This is a genomic window from Microbacterium sp. Leaf436, from assembly GCF_001424715.1.
In the GTDB taxonomy this organism is placed as follows: Bacteria; Actinomycetota; Actinomycetes; order Actinomycetales; family Microbacteriaceae; genus Microbacterium.
Genome location: NZ_LMRB01000004.1, coordinates 551,724 through 576,198, shown reverse-complemented (window position 1 = coordinate 576,198; position 24,475 = coordinate 551,724). Strand labels below are relative to the sequence as shown.

The window sequence follows — 24,475 nt, the reverse complement described above, 5'->3', positions numbered from 1 at the left end:
TGGTGTTCCTCGACGAACCCACCGCTGCTCTCGGTGTGCGTCAGACGAAGAACGTGCTCGAGACGATCCGGCGGGTGCGGGACAAGGGCATCGCGGTGGTGTTGATCTCGCATTCCATGCCGCACGTGATGGAGGTGTGCGACCGCATCCAGGTGCTGCGCCTCGGCACTCGTGTGGCGAACATCGACGCGAAACAGACCTCCATGGAAGAACTCGTCGGGCTCATGACCGGCGCCGTCACGAAGGACGACCACAAATGAGCACCACGACACCTCCGACGGAGACCGTCGCGATCGGCACGTTCGACGATTCGAAACCGAACTTCTTCGTCGGTTTGCTGAAGGCGCAGGCCTTCCAGATCCTCATCATCCTCATCGTCATCGTGCTGATCTTCAGCGCTCTGGCGCCGGAGTCGTTCGCCCAGTGGTCCAACTTCCGCCTCATCATCCAGAACGCTTCGATCCTCGCGGTGCTCGGCGTCGGGATGACGTACATCATCATCACTTCCGGCATCGACCTGTCGATCGGGTCGGTGCTGGTGTTCTCCGGCGTCGTCTCGGCCCTCGTGATGCGCGCCCTCGGCGGCGAAGGGTGGGGCGTCGCCACGATCGGCATCCTGGTGTCGATCCTCAGCGGCGTCTGCTGGGGGCTGCTGAACGGCTTCCTCATCGCCAAGGCGAAGATCCCGCCGCTCATCGTGACGCTGGGCTCGCTCGGCATGGCCCTGGGCCTCGCGCAGATCCTCACCGGTGGAGTCGACGTGCGTGACGTTCCTACCGTGCTGACCGTGTCGATCGGGTACGGCAACGTGTTCGGGTCGTTGCCGATCATCAGCGTCATCGCCCTCGTCGTCGTGGTGCTCGGCGCCGTCGTGCTGCACTTCACCAAGTTCGGGCTGTACACCTACGCCGTCGGCTCCAGTGAGCTCGCCGCCCGCCGCGTCGGCGTGAAAGTCGACCGCCACCTCATCTCGGTCTACACCCTGTCGGGAGCACTCGCGGGCCTCGCCGGCATCCTCGCCCTCTCACAGTTCTCGACCACCGCCATCGCGGGACAGTCGCAGACCAACCTGAACGTCATCGCCGCCGTCGTCATCGGTGGGACGTCCCTGTTCGGCGGTGTCGGCACGATCTTCGGCACCGTCGTCGGCCTCTTCATCCCCGCCGTCCTGCAGAACGGCTTCGTCATCACYGGTGTCCAGCCSTTCTGGCAGCAGGTCGCCGTCGGTGCGGTGCTGATCACCGCCGTCTACGTCGACCAGGTACGCCGCACCGCCGCCACCCGCGGCAACACCCAAAGCCTCTGGCGAAAGTTCGTCAGCGGAGGACGCCGCAGCTGAAGCGGTGCTGATCACCGCCGTCTACGTCGACCAGGTACGCCGCACCGCCGCCACCCGCGGCAACACCCAAAGCCTCTGGCGAAAGTTCGTCAGCGGAGGACGCCGCAGCTGAAGCCCGGCATCCGACCCCACCAAGAGAGAACGGTCATCACAATGAAGTGGAACAGCAAGGTTCTCGCGTTCGCCACCCTCGGCGCCGCAGCCACCCTCGTCCTCGCCGGGTGCTCCGGCGGAGCCTCGTCGGGCTCCGCGTCGGGCGGCGCGGAGGGCGGGTACAAGATCGCGTTCGTGCAGGGCGTCGCGGGGGATGAGTTCTACATCTCCATGCAGTGCGGCATCCAGGACGAAGCCGCCAAGGAAGGCGCCACCGTCACCACCCAGGGTCCCGAGAAGTTCGACCCCACCCTGCAGAAGCCGATCGTCGACGCGATCGTCGCGTCGAAGCCCGACGCGCTGCTCATCGCCCCGACCGACGTGTCGGCCATGCAGGCGCCGATCGCGGCGGCGGAGGCGGCGGGCATCAAGGTCGTGCTCGTCGACACGACGCTGGAGGACCCCTCGGGCGCGGTCTCGCAGATCTCGTCCGACAACGAGGGCGGCGGAGCGGCCGCGTTCGAAGCCATTCAGGAGGCCAACCCGAACGGCGGCAAGGTGCTCGTCGTCTCGGTCGACCCCGGCATCTCGACCACGGACGCCCGAGCGAAGGGCTTCGAGGACGCGGTCGCGAAGGACTCGAAGTTCGAATCCGTGGGTGTGCAGTACTCGCACAACGAGCCCTCCACGGCGGCCGAGATCGTGACCGCCGCGCTGCAGAAGGACCCCGACATCGTCGGCATCTTCGCCGCGAACCTGTTCGCCGCCGAGGGGTCCGCCACCGGTGTGCAGCAGGCCGGTAAGCAGGGCGCNAGCAGTACGACAACCGCCAGTGAGTTCGACACCCTGCGGCGGCTGCCGAGATCGTGACCGCCGCGCTGCAGAAGGACCCCGACATCGTCGGCATCTTCGCCGCGAACCTGTTCGCCGCCGAGGGGTCCGCCACCGGTGTGCAGCAGGCCGGTAAGCAGGGCGCTGTCACCATCGTCGGCTTCGATGCCGGCCCCGCCCAGGTGAAGGCCCTCCAGGCCGGCACGGTGCAGGCGCTCGTCGCGCAGGAGCCCGCCACCATCGGCTCCGACGGCGTCACCATCGTCGGCTTCGATGCCGGCCCCGCCCAGGTGAAGGCCCTCCAGGCCGGCACGGTGCAGGCGCTCGTCGCGCAGGAGCCCGCCACCATCGGCTCCGACGGCGTGAAGCAGGCCATCGCCGCGCTCAAGGGCGAGGCGACGGAGGAGAAGATCCAGACCGGCTTCACGATTCTGACGAAGGACAACATCGACACCGACGGCAAGGACGCGGTCTACAAGTCCAGCTGCTGACACCCCGGATGCCGGGGCTCCCAGGTCCCGGCATCCGACCTCCCCCCTCCGCGTGAGTCGCCACACTTCGTCGCTTCGGACACCACATCGGCGACACCTGCTGGCGACTCACGCGCGCGCGAAGCGCCGCCGATCACCACCGACGAGAAAGACACCGCCGTGCCGCTGGCCGACATGCCCGAACTGCTCGCCGCGCACCGCGCGGTCGGGGCCTTCAACTTCATCACCCTCGAGGTCGCCGAGGCCATCGTCGCCGGGGCCGAAGCCGCCGACCGCGGCGTGATCCTCCAGCTGTCGCAGAACGCCATCGCGTTCCACGGGGGGCTCGCCCCGGCCGCCTCGGCCGCGCTACGGCTGGCCGAGGCCGCCCGGGTGCCCGTCGTCGTTCACCTCGACCACGCCACCGACGAGTCGCTCGTCGACGAGGCGTTGGCCGTCGGCATCCGGTCGGTCATGTTCGACGCGGCCCACCTGCCGGATGCCGAGAACCTCGACCGCACCGCCGCCGTCGCTGCACGCGTGCACGCCGCGGGCGCCTGGGTCGAGGCCGAGCTGGGCGAGATCGGGGGCAAGGGCGCGCACGCACCGGGCGTCCGCACCGACGTCGCCGAGGCCGTGCGCTTCGTCGGCGAGACCGGCGTCGACGCCCTCGCCGTCGCGGTCGGCAGTGAGCACGCCATGCGCGAGCGTACGGCGCGGCTCGACGAAGCCCTGATCGCCGACCTCTCGGCCGCCCTGTCCGTGCCCCTCGTGCTGCACGGCTCCAGCGGCGTCGCCGACGCCGGCATCGACGGCGCCGTGCGCGCGGGCGTGCGCAAGGTCAACGTCGGCACGCACCTGAACCAGGTGCTGACCTCCGCGGTGCGCGCGGAGCTCGACCGGGACCCGGATGCCATCGACCCGCGCCGCTGGCTCTCGCCCGGCCGCGAGGCGGTCGCGGGCGAAGTGCATCGACTGCTCGACGTCATCACCGGACGCACCGCATGACCGGCATCGTCACCCTCACCGCGGCGGGGGCCATCGACGCGACCTACCGCGTCGGCATCCTGCGCCGCGGCGCCTTCGCCCGCGCCGACAGTTACACGCGCGAGGTGAGCGGCAAGGGCGTCAACGTCTCGGCCGCCCTCGCCGCGGGCGGCGCGCCTACGGCCGCCGTCGTGGTGCTCGGCGCCGACGACGTGCGCTTCGCGCGCTGCGGACTCACCGCCCCCCTGCTGCGCATCGTCGAGGTGCCCGGCGCGACACGCGTGAACACGTCGATCGTCGACGCCGACGGAGCGACCACCAAGGTGAACGCTCCCACCCCGCCGCTGTCGGCGGAGGCGTGGGATGCCACGGTGTCGGCCGTGCGCGACGAGCTCGCCGCGCGGGAGCAGCCCTGGCTCGTCATCTCGGGCAGCCTGCCGGAGCTCGCGGGAACCCACGCCCTCGTCGACCTCACCGCCGTCCGCGCGGCGGCCCGCGAGCGCGGTGCCCGCGTGGCCGTCGACACCAGCGGAGCCGCGCTCGACGCGCTGCTCGCCGACCCCGCCGGCATCGACCTGCTCACCCCGAACGTCGACGAGCTGTCCGCTGCGGTCGGGCGCCCCCTCACCACCCTGGGCGACGTCGTCACCGCCGCGCGCGAGATCGTCGCGCGCGGCGTGGGCATCGTGCTGGCGAGCATGGGCGCCGACGGCCTGCTCGCCGTCACCGACCAGCGGGTGGTCTTCGCCCGCGCCGAGGCCCCGCACGTCGCCAACACGGCGGGGGCGGGGGATGCCGCCCTGGCGGGGTTCCTGCTCGGTCTCACACGCGCGCCCGCCGCGGAGGCGGCCGGCGCCGATCCGCTCGCGGTGGCCGCAGCCTCGGCCGCGGAGTGGGGAGCCCACGCGGTGGCGCACGCGTCGACCCTCGTCGCGGGACCGCCCCAGGGCATCCGGGCCCTCGTCGACACCGAGCCCGACCTCACTCGCGCTCTGAACCCGGAGGGCGACGCGTGAGCGTCCTCGCTCCCGAGATCACCGCGGCGGTCGCCGACGTGTCGCGCGTCCGCACGCGCGCGATCGACCGGGTCGCCTACGCCAACGACGCCTCCCATTACCTGCTGACCCCGGATGCCGTGGTGGTCGCCGCCGACGCGGCCGAGGTGGGAGCGATCCTGCGGGCGGCCACCGCCTCGGCCACCGCGGTGACCTTCCGCTCGGGCGGCACCAGCCTGTCGGGGCAGTCGTCGGGAGCGGGACTGCTGATCGACGTGCGGCAGGGCTTCGGGCGGATCGACGTGCTCGACGGCGGGCGCCGCGTGCGCTCTCAGCCGGGCGCCACGGTGCGCCAGGTCAACGCGCGTCTGCTGCGGCACGGGCACCGGCTCGGCCCCGATCCGGCGAGCGAAGCGGCGTGCACGATCGGCGGGGTCGTGGCGAACAACTCCAGCGGCATGGCGTGCGGAACGGAGGAGAACTCGTACCGCACCCTCGAGGGACTGGTGCTGGTTCTGGCATCCGGGACCGTCGTCGACACGGCCGCCCCCGACGCCGACGCGGTGCTGCGCGATCGCGAGCCGGCGCTGGTCGCCGGACTGATGCGGCTGCGCGAGCGCGTGGTCGGCGATGCCGCGAGCGTCTCGCTCATCCGGCGGCAGTTCGCGATGAAGAACACCATGGGCTACGCCCTCAATGCGTTCCTCGACTTCGACACCCCGGCGGCTCTGCTCGCGCACCTCACGGTGGGATCCGAGGGGACGCTCGCGTTCGTCGCCGAGGCGACGTTCCGCACGGTGCCGATCCGCCCGGCCGTCGCCACGACGCTCGCGGTGTTCCCCACGCTCGACGCGGCCACCCGCGCTCTTCCCGCCCTGGTGTCGACGGGAGTGGCGACGCTGGAGCTGATGGATGCCACCTCCCTGCGCGTCGGACAGCGTCTGGCAGGCACTCCCGCCGCCATCCACGGTTTCGAGGCCACGGCGCAGGCGGCGCTGCTCGTGGAGTACCACGCGGACGACGCTCCCGCGCTCCGGGAGCTCGCTGGGGCGGGCGCACACGTGCTCGCCGGTGAGGACCTGCTCGACGCGGCCGTCTTCTCCCGTGACCCGGTGCAGCGCGCCGCCGCGTGGACCTTCCGAAAGGGCCTCTACGCCTCGGTCGCCGGGGCCCGCCCCTCGGGCACGACGGCGCTGCTCGAAGACGTGGTCGTGCCCGTCGCGCGTCTCGCCGACACCTGCGAAGGGCTGCAGCAGCTGTTCGCGCGATTCGGCTACTCCGACAGCGTGATCTTCGGCCACGCCAAGGACGGCAATATCCACTTCATGCTCACCGACCGCTTCGAGGGCGCGAAAGCGCTCGGTCGGTTCGAGGGGTTCACCGAGGCGATGGTCGACCTGGTGCTCGACGCCGGGGGCAACCTCAAGGCCGAGCACGGCACCGGTCGCGCGATGGCGCCGTACGTGCGCCGGCAGTACGGCGACGAACTGTACGACGTGATGGTCGAGCTGAAGCGTCTGCTCGACCCGAGCGGCATCCTGAATCCGGGCGTGATCATCAGCGACGACCCCGGCGCGCACATGCGCGACCTGAAGACGCCCGTGTCGATCGAGCCCGAGGCCGACCGGTGCGTGGAGTGCGGATACTGCGAGCCGGTGTGCCCGAGTCGATCGCTCACGTTGACGCCGCGCCAGCGGATCGTCGTGCGGAGGGCGTCGACCGCAGCCCGCGAGCGCGGCGACGGGGCTCTCGTCGCGGAGCTCGAGCGCGACTACGACTACGACGGCGTGCAGACCTGCGCGGTCGACGGCATGTGCCAGACGGCGTGCCCCGTGCTCATCAACACCGGGACGCTGATGAAGCGCTTCCGGCGGGAGGATGCCAACCCGGTGCTGGCCGCGGGATGGTCGGCGGCGGCGACCGGATGGGGAGCGGTGACGCGCGCGGGATCCGCCGCGCTGACGGTCGCCGCGGCGCTGCCCACGCCGCTCGTGCGGACGGTGACGGATGCCGCCCGCGCGGTGCTCGGCGCCGATACGGTGCCGCGGTACTCGGCGGAGCTTCCCGCCGGTGGGGCATCGCGGCGGTCGCTGGGGTCTCGGGTCGGCGCGGCGGGTGTGGAGCCCGTGGCGGTGTTCCTGCCGGCCTGCGTGGGCAGCATGTTCGGCGCCTCCGAGGGCATCGGCGCGACCGCGGCGTTCACCCGGCTGTTGGAGCGCGCCGGCGTCTCGGCGGTCGTCCCCGACGGCATCGACGCGCTGTGCTGCGGCACCCCGTGGTCGTCGAAGGGCTACGCGAAGGGGCACGCGACCATGTCGGCCCGCGTGCGTGCGGCCGTCCGAGAGGCCACGCGCGACGGCGCCCTCCCGGTGGTGTGCGACGCGTCGAGCTGCACCGAGGGTTTCGCGGCGACGCTGCGCGACGACGGCATCCGGGTTCTGGATGCCGTGGCCTTCACGGCATCCGATCTGCTTCCGCGTCTCACCCCGACACCGGTGGCCGAGCTGCTGGCGCTGCACCCGACCTGCTCGTCGACGCAGCTGGGCATCGACCCGGCACTCCGCGCGATCGGTGCGGTCGTGGCATCCGAGGTGCGCGTCCCCGACGCCTGGGGCTGCTGCGCGTATGCGGGCGATCGCGGCATGCTGCACCCGGAGCTGACCGAGGCCGCAACCGCTCCTGAGGCGGCCGAGGTCGCCGGCTGGGGCGCCGACGCGTACGCCTCGTGCAACCGCACCTGCGAGCTGGGCATGACGAAGGCGACGGGGGAGTCGTACGTGCACGTGCTGGAGCTGCTCGAGAGGGCGACGCGGTCCGGCGCGTGAGGCGTCAGGCCCCGCCGCCTCGGGAGCCCCGCGGCGACGGGAATCGACCCCTCACTCGAAGGCGGGTGCGGCGGCGGCGCGGCGGCGCTCACTCACGATCAGGGCGATCAGCAGAATCAGCCCGGTGAGCACGACGATGTAGGTGCTGAGCGTGGGAACGACGCCGAGCAGGCCGTTGGCCGGGAACAGGGCGTGCAGTTCGAGGGTCGGGTCGGTGCTCGCGTGCACGAGCATCGGGGCGATCAGCGTGCGGGTCACCCGCAGCACGAGGTACATGCACAGGCCGAAGAAGAAGGTGTACACGACCTGCTGCAGCACCACGGCGACGCCCTCGGTCGAGGTGAACAGGTTGGCGAGGTGCAGCGCGGCGAAGATCCCGGCCGAGGCGAGGGCCACGGCGATCTCGCGGTGACCGGCCCTGCGCATGAGGTTCACCACGAAGCCGCGCGTGACGAGCTCTTCGACGAAGCCGATGAACAGTCCCGTCACCAACCAGGCGCCGACGAGCGGGAGCCCCGCGGCTGCGTAACCGATCGAGAGCAGGGCGAAGACGTTGATCGCCAGCACGACGATCACGGCCGTCCACATCCACCGGCGCCCACCGAGCGTCTGCCGCGAGAACAGCTCTCGGCGCCACCCGACCGACGCCGCGAAGGCGACGAGCAGTACCCCGGTGACGAGGATCGGGACGCCGGTGCCGAAGAACACGTCGCCGGCGCTGCCCGTCTCGCCCCGCAGGCTTCCGCCCGGGGTGAGCACGCGGCTGAGCAGGAAACCGATCAGCAGATAGACGCCGAGATAGACGACCGCGAGCAGGAGCGCCCGCCAGAACCCGCCCCTGTTCCAGAATCTCGACCAGCTCGATGCGACGCGCGCCATGTCTGCCCCCTTGAATGCCCTGCCGCCCGTTCGTGATTCATCGTGACAGAGGGGCCGCGATGGCGGGGTGTGCGCTGCGGCTTCGGCACAACTCCTGCGTTTCGCGGGGGAAGTGTGGGTGGGAGCGGGTGGTGGGGTGGGTTGCCGGAGGTGTGCGGGGCGGGGCTCGGCTGCCGGGCTGCGGGGCGGGGGCTCCGACCCGGGCTGCGCGCAAGGCTGAGCGCCGCAGCGGCCCGGCGGCTGCTTAACGCGCGGAAGCCAGCGCCAGCCGCAGCGCGCCGGATGCCGCGACCTCGAGGCGCACGGCAGCCAGTCAGTCGACCACCAGGTATCGGCAGAAGGTGCGCGCCTTCGAAAGCGCTGGATCGGCCTCCGCGAAGTCTTCGTCGATCCAGTCCAGCCCGTGATCGCGCGTGAACGGACTCCACCCCTCGTCCGACGGATAGCGGAACGTGACGTAATCGTCGAGGGCGTCCTCATCGCCGAATCGACCCACCCAGATCGAGACCGTGCCCGGCGCGATGAGCGCGTCCGCCGAGTAGCGCTCGCCAACCGCCGGCCCATTCGGTGCTTCGGGGACCGGGGCCACCGTGCGGGAACACCAGACGACGCCTGACTCCCGCATCTCCGCCAGCAGCGCGGGCAGGGCGACGGCCTCGGCCAGACCCCGCTCTTTTCCGAGTTCCGCCTGTGCCCTGGCCCGCGCCGCCGGGTCGAGACCGCCTCAGTCGACCTCGTCTACCCGATCTGCTTCTGCACGGAACACCACGCGAGCGACGAGCGCGGCTCCACCGAGTGCGCAGAGCCATGCGAGTCCCCAGGCGGCGAAGCCGAGCCATGGATTCGGGTCGATCAAGGCTTGAACCGCGTGAGTTCCCTTGAAGAGCATCCAGGCAAGAAAGAGCCCGATGAGGGCGCTGCCCGCAAGAACGAGTCCGAGCTTCTTTCCCATCCTCCGAGGGTACTGGCAAGCGGTTCTGGCGGATCGACGTCGTGCCGGCCACTAGTGCCTTCGACGAGACGGTTTCACGGGGCTCCCGTCCCGTCCACGGCCTGCGGAGCACGAGAGGGCCATCAGTTGCTGATGCGCAACTCCTGCCGGGCGTATCGCAGATCGTCAGCCTGAGCGAGCATGAACGTCGCGAGGTCGGCGCGGGAGATGCGCCACCGGACCCGGTCTCCTGCGCCGGCCGTCGCCCCTCGCACTTTGATACGTCCCGTTCCCGGCTTGTCGTGGGGCATCGTGACGACCACGGTCGTCCAGTCGAGATCGGAGCCGCGAATCGCCTCGCCCACCTCGCGGGACTCGGGCCCCAATCCGAGCAGGGCGTAGCTCGCTCTGCTCAACGCGCGTGTCAGCGGGCCGCGGGGAATCAGAATGCTCGGCCCCCAGCTGAAGACGAGCCTGCGGACTCCGTGGGTGCGCATTGCCGCCACGATGTGGCGCGTTCCCGTCGCGACGGGCATGTCTTTGGACCCGCGGGCGAGGTTGGGGGTCAGGGTGGCGAGCACGGCGTCGGCGCCGCGGACGACGTCTTCGATGGCGACCGCGTCGGTCAGGTCGCCTTGCACGACCCGCAGCCGGCTGTGGCGCACGGTGAGCTTTGCCGGATTGCGGACGAACGCCACCACGTCATGCCCCGCGACGAGTGCCTGTTCGACCACGCGCATGCCGGTGCGACCGGTGGCGCCGAAGATGGTCAGTTCCATTACGTCTCCCTCGCGTGGTCCGTGTGTCAGCCGTTGTAAGCGACGTAGTGCAGCTCGGGCAGCCGACGTTCGTCGTGCAGCCGTGCCAGCGCCTCCGCGATGACATCGGGCTCGGCGTCGGGGTGGCCGGCTCCGATGAGGGCGGTAATGCCCATGTGCGCGGCGTAGACGCCCTTGGGCTCCAGTGCGTTGTGCAGATTGAGAGTCCAGTTGCGAAGTCCCGCTGCGGCGATGTTCACATTGCCGAGGAAGGGCATGGGATTGAAGGAGCCACCGCCCGTCGTGATGAGGATGGTGCCTTCGCCGGCCGCGATCATGTCTGGCAGCACAGCCCCGACGGCGTTGAGGGCGCCTCCGAGATAGAAGTCGATCTGCGGCTGCAGGTTCTCCATCGTCACCTCGAGCACGTCGACGGGCACGAGAGACGGGTCTGCCGGCGAGAACTCGAGCACGTCGATCGGGCCGAGCGTGTCCTTGATCGTGCGGATGGCGGTCGTGACGGTGTCCGGTCGGCTGATGTCGGCAGTGAACCCGTGCGCCGTGATTCCCTCGCCCACGAGGGTCTGGACGAGAGAGTCGAGCCTGGTCTGGGTACGCGCCACGAGAGCGACATCGAAGCCCCTGCGCCCGAAGGCGCGGGCGATCTCGAGACCCAGTCCGGGACCGGCTCCAATGATGGTGATGAGCGGCATGATGTGTCCTTTCGCGCCCTGACATCTCGCAGGGCGTCTCACGGGTGAGGTAGATTGAGGGCGCCCTCAAGTTGCACCAGTCTATGTTGAGGGTGCCCTCAATATCCACTGGAGTGTCATGACACGTGCGAACGGTCTCCGCCGAGACGCCCTGGCGAACGTCGAGAGACTGCACGCCGCCGCGTTGTCGGTGTTCTCGCGCCGCGGCCTCTCCGCTCCGCTGGAGGAGATCGCTCGGGAGGCCGGCGTGAGTATCGGGACGCTCTATAACCGGGTCGGATCCCGGGAGTCCCTCATCGACGCCGTGATCACCGCAATCGCCGGTGAAAAGCTCCTGGCACTCAAGGAGCAGTCACTGAGTCAACCGTCGCCCCGGGCGCGACTGGAGGCGTTCATCGCGGGGATGATCGACCTGCAGGTCGCCGATCCGGCGTTGAACGACGCCATGCTCCGTCGCTTCCCGAACGCCACGTCACTCATCGAAACCTGCGATCGGTCGACCGCGCTCGGCCGGGACCTGATCGACGACGCTCACGCGGCGGGTGTCCTCTCCCCAGAGTTCACCGCCGACGACCTCATGACGGTGCTCTGGATGGCAGGAACCGCAAGCCACGACCCGTCAGCCCCCGCGGGGTGGCGGCGGGTTGTCGACCGCAGCATCGCCGCCGTCTGGATTAACTGACGCCACCGGTGCGTCGCGGGATGCGGCGTTCATCGCGTCCCGCAGCCAGCCGGTGTCAGGCCGGCACCAACCGCAGCCTTCCGGATGCCGCGACCTCGAGCCGCACGGCATCCAGTCCGTCCACCACCAGGTCGGCTGTCAGCTCCTCCTCCGCCGTCGTGCCGGTCAGCGCCAGCACGGCGCAGCCGGCGGCGCGGGCTGCCGCGATGCCGGCCGGCGCGTCTTCGACGACGAGGCAGCGCGCGGGGTCGACGCCGAGGCGGGCGGCGGCGGTGAGGAACGGCTCGGGGTGGGGTTTGCCGTTCTCGACGTCGTCGACCGTGACGAACACGTCGGGACGCTCGTACCCGGCGGCGGCGAGACGGGCGGTGGCGATCGGCACCGACCCCGACGTCACGATGGCCCGTCGCTCGGCCGGCACCGAGGTGAAGAACGCGTCGGCGCCTCGGATGGGGAGAAGGCCCACGGCATCCGTGACCTCGAGGTCGGTGACGTGCGCGAGGGCTTCGACATGCCGGTCGGCGGGCAGCAGATGACCCACGAGCGTGCGCGCGGGCTGGCCGTGGTTGGCGTGCAGGGCCTCCATCGACACGTCGAAGTGCTCGGCGAAGCGGCGCCACGACCGCACCACGGATGCCGTGGAGTCCACCAGCGTGCCATCGAGGTCGAACAGCACGGCGTCGAACTCGCGCGTGAAGATCTCGGCGTCCGCATCGATCGGCCGCCGGATCCCGAGCGCCGGCAGGACGCGGGCCAGCTGCTGCGCCGTCGACAGCTCGGCGTCGACGGCGGTGACCGGGATCGAGGGTGCCACGGGAGCGGTGTCGGGGCGGTGGGCGTCGCGAGACGCGCCGCGGGATGAGCGACGGGATGCCAACACGGCGGGATCTCCGTCGACGTGCACGACGTGCAGCTCGGCGGGGGCGAGGGCCTCGCATAGGGCGTCCCATTCGGGGCCCCCGGTGAGCTCAGCGGTGAACGGCGCCACGACCACCACGCGGCCCGCCGTGGAGAGGGCGTCGGCGGCGGTGGCGCGCAGGGCGGCATAGCGTCCGGCGCGGATCGCGGGACCGTGCGGCGACGTGAGCCAGTGGTCGCCCAGCGCGCCGTCGGGCAGGGCGTCGAGCAGCGGCGTGGTCACGCTGTCGAGGTCGACGAGGGGCGCCCGCAGGCGCTCGGCGATCGCCCGACCCAGGGTGCTCTTGCCGCTGCCGGCGGTGCCGGCGACGACGACGGCAAGCGATTCGGGTATTTGACACGGCGACGGCATACCCCCACCATAGACGTAGCAAGTCACCGGTGTCATGCTTGAAATTCCGGGACTCGAAGAAGTTCCGGAAAGGACGGCCGCTCATGCGAGACACCGGTGACATGGTTTCGGGGTCCGCGCGCCTCCACGCCGGGCTCGACCTCGGCAGCACCGCGATCAAGATGCTGGTCATCGACGACGACGGCACCGAGATCGCCGGCGCTCAGGTACCCACCCCGTGGCGGGTCGGAGCGGGCGGAACCACCGACATCGACGCCGCCGACCTGCTGGCCTCCGCGCGCGCGCTCGTCGACCTCGTCGACGCGGACCTCGCCCCGCTGACCGCCGAGCCGCTGACCTCGCTCGCCGTCGCCGGCATGGGGGAGACCGGCATCCTGATCGACGAGAGCGGTGCCGCTGCGGGCCCGGGCTTCGCCTGGTTCGACCCGCGCGGCCTCGAGCAGATCGCGGCGTTCCCGCGGACGGTGCGCGAGGAGTTCGCCGGGCGCACGGGCCTGCCCCTCGGAGCGCAGGTGAGCGTCGCCAAGCTCGCCTGGTTGCGCGATCAGGGCACCGACCTCGCGGGTCTGCGCTGGCTGGACCTGCCCGAGTTCATCGTCGCCGCCCTCGGCGGTGACGTCGCCCTCGAGCTCTCGCTCGCCTCACGCACCGGCCTCATCGATCAGGACTCCGGCGCCGCGTGGCCCGCGATGCTCGACGCCCTCGGCGTCGACGACACGCTGCTTCCCCCGCTCCGCGGCGGAGGCCTCTCGTGGGGCGTCGCCTCCGGTGTCTTCGGCCCGCGCGTCGCGGGTGCCGCCCTCACCGTCGCCGGCCACGACCACCTCGTGGCCGCTCAAGCCAACGGCACGCTGGATGCCGACGGGTACCACGTCTCGCTCGGCACGGCCGAGGTACTGCTGCGCGTGCTCGACGCGCCCCTGGGGTACGCCGCGCGCCAGCGCCTGGCCGACGCCCTCATCAACGAGGTGCGCCACGTCGTGCCCGGCAAACACGTGCTCGTCGCCGGCGTCAAGACCGGGCTCCTGCTGCGTCGCGTGCTGCACGCGAGCGGCATCAGCGATCGCGCGGGGCGCGACGCCCTCGACGCCGCGGTGATGGCGCTTCCCTACGAGGGTGAGCTGCCGGCCGGCGCGATCGAGGTCACCGGGGCGCGCAACGACGACGGCGTCCTGCGCCTGACGCTGCACGCCGAGGCCTCTCCCGCCGAGATCTTCGGGGCCGCCCTCCGGCACAGCAACGCCGAGATCGCCGAGCTCATCGCCGCGATGGACCGTGAGGTCGCCCCGGCGACCCACTCCACGCTCACCGGCGGGTGGGCGGGCATGGCCTCGGTCCGACGCGCCCGTGCCCACGCCCTGCCCGACCTCGCCCTGTCCGCCCGCGAGCAGGACGTCGCGTGGGGAGCCGCCGACATGGCGCGGCGCCTCGTCTCGGCATCCGTCCCCTCCTGACCCGACCCTCGCGCCTGCCCCGACCGACCGCACGCGCGCGCACACCCCAGAGAAGAGAGAAACATGAACGAACTCACCACGCTCGAGCGCCGCGCGCTCCAGTCGATCAGCACCCCCGACGGCCACATGCTCATCGTCGCCGCCGACCAGCGCAACGGTATGAAGGCCGCGATCAAGGACGCCCCGAACGGCTCCGACGCCATCACGCGCGAGGAGCTCGCCGAGGTGAAGGCCGATCTCGTCCGCCACCTCGCGAACCACGCTCCCGCGATCCTGCTCGACCCCGAGGTCGCGCTGCCGCAGATCGTCGACGACGGTGTTCTCGACCGTGACACCGGACTCGTCGTGGGCCTCGACGCCTCGGGCTTCGAGACCGTCGACGGCCTCAAGTACACGCGCTTCGTGCCCGGCGTCACCCCCCGCACGGTCCGCGACATGGGCGGCACCGTCGCGAAGATGCTCTACTACACGCGCCCCGACAAGCAGGATGCCGACTCCCGCGTCGCTCAGGAGATCCGCGACCTGGTCGCCGCCTGCGAGGCCGAGGGCCTGCTGCTCATCGTCGAGCTGCTCACGTACCAGCTCGAGGAAGAGAGCGACGAGGAGTACAAGGCGAAGTTCGCCGACCTCGTCGTCGACGGCGCCGAACTGGCGGTCGCGTGCGGCTCGAAGATCCTGAAGCTCCAGTACCCCGGCTCGGCCGAGGCCAGCGCCCGCGTGACCGAGGTCGCCCAGGGTGTGCCGTGGGCCGTGCTGTCGGCCGGTGTCGACCACGAGACCTTCATCGAGCAGGTGCGCACGGCCGTCGCCAACGGTGCGTCGGGCGCGATGGCCGGTCGGTCACTGTGGAAGGACAGCCTCTCGATCGACGCCGACCGCCGCGAGGAGCTGCTCTCGGGCCGCGCCCTGCCGCGCCTGCGCGAGCTCGCCGACGCCGTCGACGGCCGCTGAGATGACCACGCCCGCCCGGCGCCGGGTCCGTCCATGATCGCGTCCGACGCCCCTCGGCCGATCTCGCCGCGGGTGCGCGCGGGGGACGGATGCCACGGTGCCGGGCGGGAGAACGCCTCTTCCGCCCGGCGGGGGGCGGCGTCGGCCCCCGCCGTCTCGGCGCTGGTCGGCGGTGACCGCCGGATAGGGTGGCTCGTCGGACCCGCCACTCGCCCACACCCCGGAGGTGCCTCGTGACCACGATGCGCGACGTCGCCCTGCGCGCCGGTGTGAGCACCAAGACGGTGTCGCGCGTCTTCAACGACGACCCCCACGTACTGCCCGACACCCGCGCGCTGGTGGAGGCGGCCATGCGCGACCTCAACTACGTGCCCAACGCCCTGGCCACGACGTTCCGCGCCGGTCGCGCCTCGGTCATCGGCGTCGCGGTGCCCGACGTTGTCGACCCGTTCTTCGCGGCCATCGCGCGCTCCGTCGAGGACACCGCGCGCCGCCACGGCCTGTCGACCCTCGTGACGAGCCTCGGCGAGGATCCCGACGACGAACGCCCCGCGCTCGAGTCCCTGCTCGGTCGCCAGCTGACCGGGCTGGTCATCGCGCCCGTCGGCACCGACCACTCGTGGCTCGAGCGCTGGCGCGGTCACACGCCCATCGTCTTCGTCGACCGTGCCCCCGTGGGTCTGCTCACCGACACCTTCACCGAGAACGACGAGGCCGGCGCTCACCTCGCCACCAGCCACCTGCTCTCGCACGGGCACCGCCGCATCGCGTACGTCGGCGACATGGTGCACCTGTCCACCGAGACCAAGCGCGTCGAGGGCTGGCGCCGGGCGCTGCGCGACGCCGGCGTCGAGATCGACGAGCAGCTCGTGGCCTCACAGGTCTCCGACCGCGAGTCCGCGGCATCCGCCCTCGCACGGCTCCGCGATCTGGCGGAGCCGCCGACGGCGCTGTTCTCGGCCAACGCCCGTTCCTCGATGGCGCTCGCGCACGTGCTGCGCGGGGCGCCGATGCCCTTCGTCGGCTTCGGCGACTTCCCGATGGCCGACACCCTCACCCCGGCCGTCACCGTGATCGACCAGGATCCGCGCCGCATCGGAGCGCTCGCCGCGGAGCGCGTCTTCGCGCGCCTGCGGCCCGACGCCGGCCTCGGCCTCGACGAGCTCACGGTGATCGACGTGTCGCTGGTCGAGCGGGAGTCCTGCCGCCTCTGACCCGCGCTCCGCTGCTGGTGGCGCTGCCCCGCGGCCGGTGACGGGCGGAGGGCGTGGGTCGGGGGGAGGGCCCTCGCGGGTGGTGCGTCCTCCGTTCGTCCCTGCTCCTCCGCCCGCCACGCGACACCGCACGACGCACATCACCGCGACCGAGGCAAGAGGCCGCCGATGATCAGGTGCGGTGGGTAGAACGAAGGGGACCAGCCGCCACCGCTCCCGAGAAGAGGGCTCCGATGACGACCTCCGCGACCACCGCGCGCCACCCCGACACCGCGACGGGGGTGACGACGGCATGAGACTCACCGACACCAGCGACCTGTGGTGGAAGACCGCCGTCTTCTACAACCTCGACGTCAAGACCTACCTGGATGCCGATGACGACGGCATCGGAGATCTTCGGGGCCTCGCGCAGCGCCTGGACCACTTGGCCGAGCTCGGGGTCACGTGCCTGTGGCTCGCGCCGTTCTACCCCTCGCCACAGCGCGACAACGGGTACGACATCGAGGACTACTACGGCGTCGACCCCCGCTACGGCTCGCTGGGCGACATGGTGGAGGTGCTGCGGACCGCGCACGACCGGGGAATGCGCGTGATCGTCGACCTCGTGGTCAACCACACCTCCGACCAGCACCCCTGGTTCCAGCAGGCGCGGACCAGTCGCGACAACCGGTACCGCCACTTCTACCAGTGGCGCGACGACGTGCCCGACGACGCCCCCGCGAGCATGTTCCCCGATGTCGAAGACGGCGTGTGGTTCTTCGACGAGACGGCGGGGCAGTACTACAAGCACTCGTTCTACCGGCACCAGCCCGATCTCGCGACCGACCACCCCGAGGTGCGCGAAGAGATCGCGAAAGCCATCGGCTTCTGGCTCGAACTGGGCATCGACGGCTTCCGGGTGGACGCCGTGCCCCACCTCATCGACGGGCAGGAGGGACCCGAGCACGAGTTCCTGCGCGAGCTCCGCGGCTACGTCTCGCGCCGCAGCGGTCACGCCATGCTGCTCGGCGAGGTCAACCTGCCCTACGACGAGCAGCTGCGCTTCTTCGGCGACGCCGACGGCGACGAGCTGACCATGCAGTTCGACTTCGTCGCCAATCAGCGGCTCTTCCTCTCGCTCGCCCGTCAGGATGCCGGTCCGCTCCGCGATGCGCTCCTCTCGCGGCCCGACATCGCCCGGGGCAATCAGTGGGGCAACTTCGTGCGCAACCACGACGAGCTCACCCTCGACCAGCTCACGGCCGACGAGCGCGACGAGGTGTTCGAGGCGTTCGCACCGAACGCGGGTCAGCGCATCCACGGCCGCGGAATCACCCGCCGCCTGCCGTCGATGCTCGAGGGCGACCCTCGTCGCATCCGCATGGTCTACAGCCTGGTCTTCTCGCTGCCGGGCGCGCCCGTGCTGTACTACGGCGAAGAGATCGGCATGGGCGAGAACCCCGAGATCGAGGGCAGCCGCGCCGCCGTTCGCACTCCCATGCAGTGGACCGGCGCCGAAGACGCGGGCTTCTCGCACGCCGACGGCGATGATCTCGTCGCACAGGTGGTTCCCGGCGGCTTCGGCCCGCAGCACGTCAACGTCGCCCAGCAGCGCCACGACCCCGACTCGATGCTGAGGTTCGTCCAGAACCTGGTGCGCCACTACCGCGCTTCGCCCGAGATCGGGTGGGGGGAGCTCGGCATCCTGGATCAGCCCCACGCCTGCGTGCTGGCTCACTCGGTGACGAGCGAACTCGGCATGGTCGTCGCCGCGCACAACTTCGCCCCGGATGGACGCACTTTTCACCTCACTCTCGAGGGAGCGGATGCCGAGGGGTGGAGCGTGGTGAACCTGCTGAGCGACACCGAGGGTCCGGTGCCGCTGAAGGACGGGAGGTTCGAGGTCGCCCTCGAGGGCTACGGCCACAGCTGGTGGCGGGTCATCCGTCCGGGGGAGCGACGCATCGCCTGACCGTCTCGCCGAGAGGGGAGAACGGGCGCGGCGTCCCCCAATGCCGCCGCGCCCGTAGGCGAGAAAAGCGGCAGCCCCGCGTCATCCGACGCACGCGGGCGGAACGAGCCGGGGGGCCGCACGCGATGTCTCGTATTCATCCAAGCACAGAGGATCGTAAATAGCACTCCCGGCGTCACGTAAATACGATCACCTCCCCCCGGGTGAGGGTCGTCTACGATCGAAGACGTGGGTCGTGGCGCTGTCGGACCACCCTCTCGGTACTCCCGACGAGTGGTGGCGAATGTGGATCGCCTGCGCAAGGCGAAAGGGCTCACCGTGGGTGAGCTCATCAGTCGCGCCGGAATGACGAAGAGCTATTACCAGTCGCGGGCCGGTTTCTCGCTGCCGTACAACACCAACGACATCGAATCGCTCGCCGCCGTCCTGGGCGTCGCCCCCGAAGAGCTCGCGAGCCCGGAGTCGGCGCCGCGCGTCGAGATGCGGGTTCCCGCCGGTGCCGTGAGCGAACGCGTGCGCCGACTCATCTCGAGCCAGGCCGCCACCGAGACCGAGCTCCTGGGGCACCTCGACGATGCCGACCCGTCGGTCGCGGCCGGTGCCCGAGGCCTGCTCGACGCCACGACGAACACGGTCGTGGTCGACGAAGAGGTGCTGCGGCAGATCACGCAGTGGGCCGACGTTCCTGTCGAATACCTCACCGACCACACCGACGAGGCGCTCACCGACCGCACCGAGGCCGAACTCGAACTGCGCGAGGCGATGCGCGCGGCGGGGGCCGAGAGCATCCAGTTCCGCGCCCTCGGGCAGATGTCGCCCGACGCCCTGCGCGCGATCGCCCACTCGCTCCGTGGCAGGCCGCCGACACCATGATCGACCGCGAGGGGGACCGGCGATGACGCAGGCCGACGAGACGCGTGCCCGGGTGCAGGCCCGGGTCGATCGCGCGCTCGCGCGCGCCGCGCTCGCGCCGGGGATGACGTTCGCCGAGGTCGTCCGCGCCGTCGAAGCGGCCGTCGACATCCGTCTCACCGTCGTCGCGGAGTCCGACACCGCCACGTGGGGGACCCTGACGGGATTCCTCGCCTACTTCCCCGACCGGCGTGAGGGCACCATCCACGTGCGCGCCGCCGACGCGCCGCTGTACAGCCAGTTCGCCGCGTCGCACGAGCTCGGCCACCTGCTCGACGATGCGCACTGCACGGGAGCGCTGCACGAGCGTTCCTCGGTCTCGCCCCACGCGAACCCCGCCCTCACCACGCCCGAGGTCGAGGCGGAGCTGGTGGCCGAGCACGTCGCTCACGCCATCGCGAAGCTCATGTACACCAGCCCCCGGGTCGCCGAGCTGTCGTGGTGACCGTGCTGCTGATCGATGCGGCGCTGGTCGGACTCGTCCTCGTCGTGGTGGGACGTGCGCGCGTCGCCTGGCGACAGCCCCGAGCCCGCATCGCCTGGCTCGCCGCGCTCGTCGGCGCGATCGCCCTGCTGACCCAGGGGACGGTCATCCCGATCGAGGTGCTCGACGGGGCACTGGGCGGCACGAACATCCTCAAGCTCGTGCAGAACGTGCTCACCATGGTGGCCCTGTGGCTCGGCATCCAGGCGGGAACGGCCCCGGCGACCGCGCGCATCCCCACCCTGCGGTGGCGCTTCCCCCTGCTGCTCGGGGCGCTGTTCGCGGTCGTGTTCTTCGTGGCGGTGCCCGATCGGGGCCCCTCGTCGTTCCTGTTCCTCGAGACCGCGGCCGAGACCTCGACCGGAGCGTGGGCGTACGGCGTGCTGCACATGGGCGGGATCGCGCTCGTGGGCGTGCTGCTGCTGCGCTCGGCACGCGGTTCGCTGCCCGTGAGTCGGCTGCTGTTCCGCCTCGGGGCCGTCGCCATCGTGCTCGGCTGCCTCAGCGAGATCGTCGACCTCACCCTCACGCGGTTCTTCACCGCGAACGCCGTGGTCAGCGCCCTGTTCGACCCGCTGTTCTACCTGGGCGTCGTGTCGTTCGTGGCGGGGATCTTCGTCGCGTCGCGCGCCGCGACCACCATCCGGCGTCGGGGCGCGTCATTGCTCGAGCGTCTCGAGAACCTCGCGCGCGAGCGCGGTGCCACCGACCTCTCGGGCATCGCCCTCGACCCGGCCCTCGACACGCGGCTGTACGCCCTGCGCGTCGCCATCGAAGACGACGCGATCGCGCGGTCCGTGCCCCTGACGCCCGCGCAGCGCGCGCTGCTCGACGACGTCGACGCCCACCTCACCCGCCGAACCCCGGGAGTCCGCGCATGATCCGACCGCTCGTCATCGGCGCGGGTGTGGCCGCGGCCACGCTCGCCGTCGCGCACACGGCGCTCGCCGGCTACGTCGCACGGCGTCTGATCGCGCCGCGCGCCGCGAAGGTCTTCGAGCCCGTCACGATCGCCGGCGACACGGTGTCGGTGCCGGCGACCGACGACAGTCGACAGCCCGGCACCTACGGACTGCGCCTCGACGACGGAGCGCACCTGATGGTCGGCGACGTCATCCGCGTCGAGGGGGACCGCGTGGTCCGCTCGATCCTCACCCGCCCGGCGGGGCTCGGCGATGGCACCGCCACAGCGGCATGGACCTCGCAGAACATCGGCGCGCCCGAAGACGTCGGCCCCACGCGTCACGTCGCGATTCCGCTGCGCCGAGGCGGAACCGCCGAAGCGTGGGAGATCGGCGACCCCGCGAACGCCGACGGCGGCTGGACCATCCACGTGCACGGGCTGCGCTCGAGTCGCCACGGCGCGCTGCGCTCGGCTCCGGCCTCGAACGACGCCGGATGGATGTCGCTCGTGGTGTCGTACGCCGGCGACGACGAGGCCGCCCCCGCCGACGCCCTGCCCTCGACCCTCGGCACGCGCGAGTGGCGCGACGTCGACGACGCCATCGCCTACGCGGTCGAGCGGGGGGCCCGCGAGATCGTGCTGGTGGCCTGGTCGATGGGGGCGACGATCGCGATGCTCGCGCTCGAAGAGTCCCGGCACCGCGCACGGATCACCGGCCTCGTGCTCGTCGCGCCCGCGTTGGATTGGACCCGCATCGTGCACAGCGCCGTCGACGGCGCGCACCTGCCCCGCTCGATCGGCGCGTCGGCTCTGCGGGTGCTCGGCAGTCGTGCGGGCGCGAGCGCCCTGGGCCTGATCGAGGCCGTCGACGCCCGCGCCCTGAACTGGGTCGACGGGCCGCGCCCGGGGGCGGCCCTGCCGACGCTCATCGTGCACGGCCGCGCCGACCCGGTGGTGCCGTTCGCGGGTTCGGCGGCGTACGTGACTCGGCATCCCGAGGCCACCCTGGTCGCGTTCGACTCGTCGGGGCACTGCAACGAGGCGAACCAGCAGCCCGAGCGATTCCACGACGCCATCGCCGGCTTCCTGCGCGAGGTCGCCCGCGCCGCCGCCGCGCGCGGAGAGGGCGGAGCCTCGAGCCCGCGCTCAGGCGTCGAGCACGGCCTGGATCGCGCCGCGAGCGCCCCGCTCGGCGAGTGAGGCCCGCGCCGCCAGGTACGCCTCACGCAGTCGCGCGTTCCGGCCGAGGTCGCCGAACACCGGCGCGTAGTCGAGCAGGGCTGCGGGGTCCTCGGCGATGATCGCCCGAAGCTCGTCGAGACGGCTGTCGACGGCCGGAGTCGCCTCGCCCGCTTCGGTGCGTCCCTCGAGGAAGACGCTCCAGCCCGCCAGCACGAGGGCTGCGTGGTCGATGCGTCCGCCCGCGGCGAGCTGCTCGCGCACGACCGGCAGCAGGAACTTGGGCAGACGGTCCGAGCCGTCGACGACCTGACGCGCGAGGGTGTCGCGGATGGCCTCGCTGCCGAAGCGTTCGATGAGTTGGTCGCAGTAGGCATCGAGGTCGATGCCCGGCACCGGACGCAGGGTCGGGATGGCCTCGGTGTGCATGTACCCCTGCAGGAACGCCACGAACAGCGGGTCGGTGCAGACCTCGTGCACGAACTCGGCTCCCGACAGGATGCCGAGGTAGCTCATCGCCTGGTGCGACGCGTTCAGCAGCCGCAGCTTCATCAGCTCGTACGGCTCGACGTCGGCGACCAGCTGCACCCCGACCTCGTCGAGGGGCGGTCGGCCCGCCGAGAAGGAGTCCTCGAGCACCCACTGCTCGAACGACTCCGAGCGCACGGGCCAGAGGTCCCGGATGCCGAACTCGTCGGCGATCGCGTCACGGGTGGCGTCGGTGGTGACCGGGGTGATGCGGTCGACCATGGAGTTCGGGAACGACACGTTCTCGGCGATCCAGGCGGCGAGCTCGGGGTCCAGCCGTTCGGCGAAGCCCAGCAGAGCGGCACGGGCGACGTGGCCGTTGCCCTGGATGTTGTCGCACGACATCACCGTGAAGGCCGGGGTGCCGGCATCCCGTCGGCGGCGCAGCCCCTCGGAGAGGAAGCCCATGACGCTGCGCGGGGCGTCGGTGCCCTCGAGGTCGGCGAGGGTGGCCTCGTCGCGCGGAGCGTAGGCGCCGGTCGCGTCGTCGATGCCGTAGCCGCCCTCGGTGATGGTCAGCGAGACGATGGCCGTGTCGGCGTCGGCGAGCTTGGCGACCACGGCCTCGGGGTCGTCGGGGGCGAAGAGGTACTGCGCGATCGAACCGACCACGCGTGCGGTCGAGGTGCCGTCGGGAGCCTCGGTGACGAGCGTGTAGAGGGTGTCCTGCGCGCGCAGCGCATCGCGCATGGCGGCATCGAACGACAGCACGCCGACGCCGCAGAGGGCCCACTCGGTGTGCCCGGCCTCGAGCAGCCGGTCGAGGTACATCGCCTCGTGCGCGCGGTGGAAGCCGCCGACGCCGAAGTGCACGATCCGCGTGCGCACGGCCGCCCGGTCGTACGTCGGGACGGAGACGTTCGCCGCGAGGGAGGGGAGGGCGGCGGCGGTGAGATCGGTCATGCGGGACTCCGTGGGTGCGGCGGTGGCAGGGGGCCCGGGCCGTCGACGGGCTCGGGAGGGGTCTTCGCGGCGGTGGCGCTTCGCGCCGCGCGTGAGTCGCCAAGACTTGTCGCCGGCGTGGTGTCCGAAGCGACGAAGTGTGGCGACTCACGCGAAGGGGGGATGCGGGGACCCCCACGCGGGTGTGGGGGTCCCGGCATCCGGGGTGTCAGCAGCTGGACTTGTAGACGGCGTCGGCGCCGTCGGTGGTGATGTTGTCCTTGGTGAGGATGGTGAAGCCGGTCTGGATCTTCTCCTCCGTCGCCTCGCCCTTGAGCGCGGCGATGGCCTGCTTCACGCCGTCGGAGCCGATGGTGGCGGGCTCCTGGGCGACCAGGGCCTGGACGGTGCCGGCTTCGAGGGCCTTCACCTGGGCGGGGCCGGCGTCGAAGCCGACGATGGTGATCGATCCCTGCTTGCCGGCCTGCTGGACACCGGTGGCGGAGCCTTCGGCGGCGAACAGGTTCGCGGCGAAGATGCCGACGATGTCGGGGTCCTTCTGCAGCGCGGCGGTGACGATCTCGGCGGCGGTGGAGGGCTCGTTGTGCGAGTACTGCACACCCACCGACTCGAACTTGCTGTCCTTGGCGACGGCGTCTTCGAAGCCCTGGGCGCGGGCGTCGGTGGTGGAGACACCGGGGTCGGTCGACACGACGAGCACCTTGCCGCCGTTCGGGTTGGCCTTCTGGATCGCTTCGAACGCTGCGGCACCGCCGCCTTCGTTGTCGGACGAGATCTGCGACACGGCACCGGAGGGGTCCTCGAGCGTGGTGTCGACCAGGACGACCTTGATCCCGGCGGCTTCGGCGGCGGCGATGGGGGCCTGCATCGCGGACACGTCGGTGGGGGCGATGAGCAGCGCGTCGGGCTGGGAGGCGACGACGGCGTCGACGATGGGCTTCTGCAGGGTGGGGTCGAACTTCTCGGGGCCCTGGGTCGTGACCGTGGCGCCTTCCTTCTCGGCCTCGGCCTGGATGCCGCACTGCATGGAGATGTAGAACTCGTCTCCGGCGACGCCCTGCACGAACGCGATCTTGTACCCGTCGGCACCGGCCGACGCGCCGCCCGAGGCGGCTCCGCCCGAACACCCCGCGAGGGTGAGCGTCGCTGCCATACCGAAGACCGTCAGTGCGGTCGCCTTCTTGTTCCACTTCATTGTGATCACCATTCTTTTTTCGGGTTG

At 71.2% G+C, this 24,475-nt stretch carries 22 protein-coding genes and 2 pseudogenes; 16 read left to right on the top strand and 8 right to left on the bottom strand.

Annotated elements, in window-relative coordinates; translation table 11 throughout:
- From ASG45_RS15055 to ASG45_RS15025, 7 genes and pseudogenes are all read left to right on the top strand, one after another.
- Window positions 1-260, top strand: a pseudogene (locus ASG45_RS15055) (sugar ABC transporter ATP-binding protein); the annotation flags it as partial.
- Window positions 257-1,339, top strand: coding sequence for an ABC transporter permease (locus ASG45_RS15050; RefSeq protein ID WP_055839414.1), 1,083 nt, complete (start codon window positions 257-259; stop codon window positions 1,337-1,339). The pseudogene ASG45_RS15055 and the gene ASG45_RS15050, both read left to right, overlap by 4 nt.
- Window positions 1,340-1,492: 153 nt before the next feature.
- Window positions 1,493-2,244 (top strand): annotated as a pseudogene (locus ASG45_RS16790) (substrate-binding domain-containing protein); the annotation flags it as partial.
- Window positions 2,245-2,298: 54 nt separating this feature from the next.
- Window positions 2,299-2,754 (top strand): substrate-binding domain-containing protein, encoded by a 456-nt coding sequence (locus ASG45_RS15040; protein ID WP_055839411.1) that lies wholly within the window; start codon window positions 2,299-2,301, stop codon window positions 2,752-2,754.
- 159 nt (window positions 2,755-2,913) lie between these two features.
- The gene (locus ASG45_RS15035) at window positions 2,914-3,741 is read left to right on the top strand and encodes a class II fructose-bisphosphate aldolase (RefSeq protein ID WP_235561638.1); all 828 of its coding nucleotides are present in this window, start codon (window positions 2,914-2,916) and stop codon (window positions 3,739-3,741) included.
- Window positions 3,738-4,736 (top strand): 1-phosphofructokinase family hexose kinase, encoded by a 999-nt coding sequence (locus tag ASG45_RS15030; protein WP_055839408.1) that lies wholly within the window; start codon window positions 3,738-3,740, stop codon window positions 4,734-4,736. Before ASG45_RS15035 ends, ASG45_RS15030 begins: the two co-directional genes overlap by 4 nt.
- Window positions 4,733-7,540, top strand: coding sequence for an FAD-binding and (Fe-S)-binding domain-containing protein (locus ASG45_RS15025; RefSeq protein WP_055839405.1), 2,808 nt, complete (start codon window positions 4,733-4,735; stop codon window positions 7,538-7,540). The genes ASG45_RS15030 and ASG45_RS15025 overlap by 4 nt, the downstream gene beginning before the upstream one ends.
- 51 nt (window positions 7,541-7,591) lie before the next feature.
- On the opposite strand, the gene ASG45_RS15020 is transcribed toward ASG45_RS15025, so the two are convergent.
- The 5 genes from ASG45_RS15020 to ASG45_RS15000 form a co-directional block, all read right to left on the bottom strand.
- Window positions 7,592-8,419, bottom strand: a complete 828-nt coding sequence (locus ASG45_RS15020; protein ID WP_055839403.1) for a CPBP family intramembrane glutamic endopeptidase — start codon at window positions 8,417-8,419, stop codon at window positions 7,592-7,594.
- A 313-nt stretch (window positions 8,420-8,732) separates the two neighbouring features.
- Entirely contained in the window at window positions 8,733-9,008 is a 276-nt protein-coding gene (locus tag ASG45_RS15015) for an immunity 22 family protein (RefSeq protein WP_055839395.1), read from the bottom strand.
- 135 nt (window positions 9,009-9,143) lie between these two features.
- Window positions 9,144-9,371, bottom strand: a complete 228-nt coding sequence (locus ASG45_RS15010; protein WP_055839392.1) for a hypothetical protein — start codon at window positions 9,369-9,371, stop codon at window positions 9,144-9,146.
- A gap of 122 nt (window positions 9,372-9,493) precedes the next feature.
- Window positions 9,494-10,129 (bottom strand): NAD(P)-dependent oxidoreductase, encoded by a 636-nt coding sequence (locus ASG45_RS15005; protein WP_055839389.1) that lies wholly within the window; start codon window positions 10,127-10,129, stop codon window positions 9,494-9,496.
- A gap of 26 nt (window positions 10,130-10,155) precedes the next feature.
- On the bottom strand, window positions 10,156-10,821 hold the full coding sequence (locus tag ASG45_RS15000; protein WP_055839386.1) for an SDR family NAD(P)-dependent oxidoreductase: 666 nt from the start codon (window positions 10,819-10,821) through the stop codon (window positions 10,156-10,158).
- 184 nt (window positions 10,822-11,005) lie between these two features.
- Between ASG45_RS15000 and ASG45_RS14995 the strand changes: the two genes are divergently transcribed.
- The gene (locus tag ASG45_RS14995; protein ID WP_268773604.1) at window positions 11,006-11,503 is read left to right on the top strand and encodes a TetR/AcrR family transcriptional regulator; all 498 of its coding nucleotides are present in this window, start codon (window positions 11,006-11,008) and stop codon (window positions 11,501-11,503) included.
- Window positions 11,504-11,558: 55 nt separating this feature from the next.
- Here the strand turns inward: ASG45_RS14995 and ASG45_RS16020 are convergent, their stop codons facing one another.
- Entirely contained in the window at window positions 11,559-12,773 is a 1,215-nt protein-coding gene (locus ASG45_RS16020) for an HAD-IA family hydrolase (protein WP_162242855.1), read from the bottom strand.
- A 101-nt stretch (window positions 12,774-12,874) separates the two neighbouring features.
- Between ASG45_RS16020 and ASG45_RS14985 the strand changes: the two genes are divergently transcribed.
- The 8 genes from ASG45_RS14985 (at window position 12,875) to ASG45_RS16405 (ending at window position 21,843) form a co-directional block, all read left to right on the top strand.
- On the top strand, window positions 12,875-14,227 hold the full coding sequence (locus ASG45_RS14985; protein ID WP_055839610.1) for an FGGY family carbohydrate kinase: 1,353 nt from the start codon (window positions 12,875-12,877) through the stop codon (window positions 14,225-14,227).
- A gap of 63 nt (window positions 14,228-14,290) precedes the next feature.
- Window positions 14,291-15,178, top strand: a complete 888-nt coding sequence (locus ASG45_RS14980; RefSeq protein WP_055839379.1) for a tagatose-bisphosphate aldolase — start codon at window positions 14,291-14,293, stop codon at window positions 15,176-15,178.
- 242 nt (window positions 15,179-15,420) lie between these two features.
- Entirely contained in the window at window positions 15,421-16,392 is a 972-nt protein-coding gene (locus ASG45_RS14975) for a LacI family DNA-binding transcriptional regulator (protein ID WP_083285975.1), read from the top strand.
- 292 nt (window positions 16,393-16,684) lie between these two features.
- Window positions 16,685-18,343 (top strand): alpha-amylase family protein, encoded by a 1,659-nt coding sequence (locus ASG45_RS14970; RefSeq protein ID WP_055839373.1) that lies wholly within the window; start codon window positions 16,685-16,687, stop codon window positions 18,341-18,343.
- Window positions 18,344-18,661: 318 nt separating this feature from the next.
- Window positions 18,662-19,216, top strand: a complete 555-nt coding sequence (locus ASG45_RS16665) for a hypothetical protein (RefSeq protein ID WP_199858839.1) — start codon at window positions 18,662-18,664, stop codon at window positions 19,214-19,216.
- Window positions 19,217-19,238: 22 nt separating this feature from the next.
- Window positions 19,239-19,700 (top strand): hypothetical protein, encoded by a 462-nt coding sequence (locus tag ASG45_RS16415; protein ID WP_055839366.1) that lies wholly within the window; start codon window positions 19,239-19,241, stop codon window positions 19,698-19,700.
- Entirely contained in the window at window positions 19,697-20,620 is a 924-nt protein-coding gene (locus ASG45_RS16410; RefSeq protein ID WP_162239425.1) for a hypothetical protein, read from the top strand. The genes ASG45_RS16415 and ASG45_RS16410 overlap by 4 nt, the downstream gene beginning before the upstream one ends.
- Window positions 20,617-21,843, top strand: coding sequence for an alpha/beta fold hydrolase (locus tag ASG45_RS16405; protein ID WP_055839360.1), 1,227 nt, complete (start codon window positions 20,617-20,619; stop codon window positions 21,841-21,843). Before ASG45_RS16410 ends, ASG45_RS16405 begins: the two co-directional genes overlap by 4 nt.
- On the opposite strand, the gene ASG45_RS14945 is transcribed toward ASG45_RS16405, so the two are convergent.
- A complete protein-coding gene (locus ASG45_RS14945; RefSeq protein ID WP_055839357.1) occupies window positions 21,790-23,253 on the bottom strand; it encodes a mannitol dehydrogenase family protein in 1,464 nt (487 codons plus the stop codon). The genes ASG45_RS16405 and ASG45_RS14945 overlap by 54 nt on opposite strands.
- Window positions 23,254-23,461: 208 nt before the next feature.
- Window positions 23,462-24,448, bottom strand: coding sequence for an ABC transporter substrate-binding protein (locus ASG45_RS14940; RefSeq protein ID WP_055839355.1), 987 nt, complete (start codon window positions 24,446-24,448; stop codon window positions 23,462-23,464).
- Between the last annotated feature and the right edge of the window lie 27 nt (window positions 24,449-24,475).

Bases quoted from the DNA above. Each gene is read 5' to 3' on its own strand.
- ASG45_RS16415 (WP_055839366.1), top strand. From the start codon at position 19,239: ATGACGCAGGCCGACGAGACGCGTGCCCGGGTGCAGGCCCGGGTCGAT.
- ASG45_RS16020 (WP_162242855.1), bottom strand. From the start codon at position 12,773: ATGCCGTCGCCGTGTCAAATACCCGAATCGCTTGCCGTCGTCGTCGCC.
- ASG45_RS15030 (WP_055839408.1), top strand. From the start codon at position 3,738: ATGACCGGCATCGTCACCCTCACCGCGGCGGGGGCCATCGACGCGACC.
- ASG45_RS14980 (WP_055839379.1), top strand. From the start codon at position 14,291: ATGAACGAACTCACCACGCTCGAGCGCCGCGCGCTCCAGTCGATCAGC.
- ASG45_RS15005 (WP_055839389.1), bottom strand. From the start codon at position 10,129: ATGGAACTGACCATCTTCGGCGCCACCGGTCGCACCGGCATGCGCGTG.
- ASG45_RS15020 (WP_055839403.1), bottom strand. From the start codon at position 8,419: ATGGCGCGCGTCGCATCGAGCTGGTCGAGATTCTGGAACAGGGGCGGG.
- ASG45_RS14985 (WP_055839610.1), top strand. From the start codon at position 12,875: ATGGTTTCGGGGTCCGCGCGCCTCCACGCCGGGCTCGACCTCGGCAGC.
- ASG45_RS14940 (WP_055839355.1), bottom strand. From the start codon at position 24,448: ATGAAGTGGAACAAGAAGGCGACCGCACTGACGGTCTTCGGTATGGCA.
- ASG45_RS14970 (WP_055839373.1), top strand. From the start codon at position 16,685: ATGAGACTCACCGACACCAGCGACCTGTGGTGGAAGACCGCCGTCTTC.
- ASG45_RS15000 (WP_055839386.1), bottom strand. From the start codon at position 10,821: ATGCCGCTCATCACCATCATTGGAGCCGGTCCCGGACTGGGTCTCGAG.
- ASG45_RS16405 (WP_055839360.1), top strand. From the start codon at position 20,617: ATGATCCGACCGCTCGTCATCGGCGCGGGTGTGGCCGCGGCCACGCTC.
- ASG45_RS15010 (WP_055839392.1), bottom strand. From the start codon at position 9,371: ATGGGAAAGAAGCTCGGACTCGTTCTTGCGGGCAGCGCCCTCATCGGG.
- ASG45_RS14975 (WP_083285975.1), top strand. From the start codon at position 15,421: ATGCGCGACGTCGCCCTGCGCGCCGGTGTGAGCACCAAGACGGTGTCG.
- ASG45_RS14945 (WP_055839357.1), bottom strand. From the start codon at position 23,253: ATGACCGATCTCACCGCCGCCGCCCTCCCCTCCCTCGCGGCGAACGTC.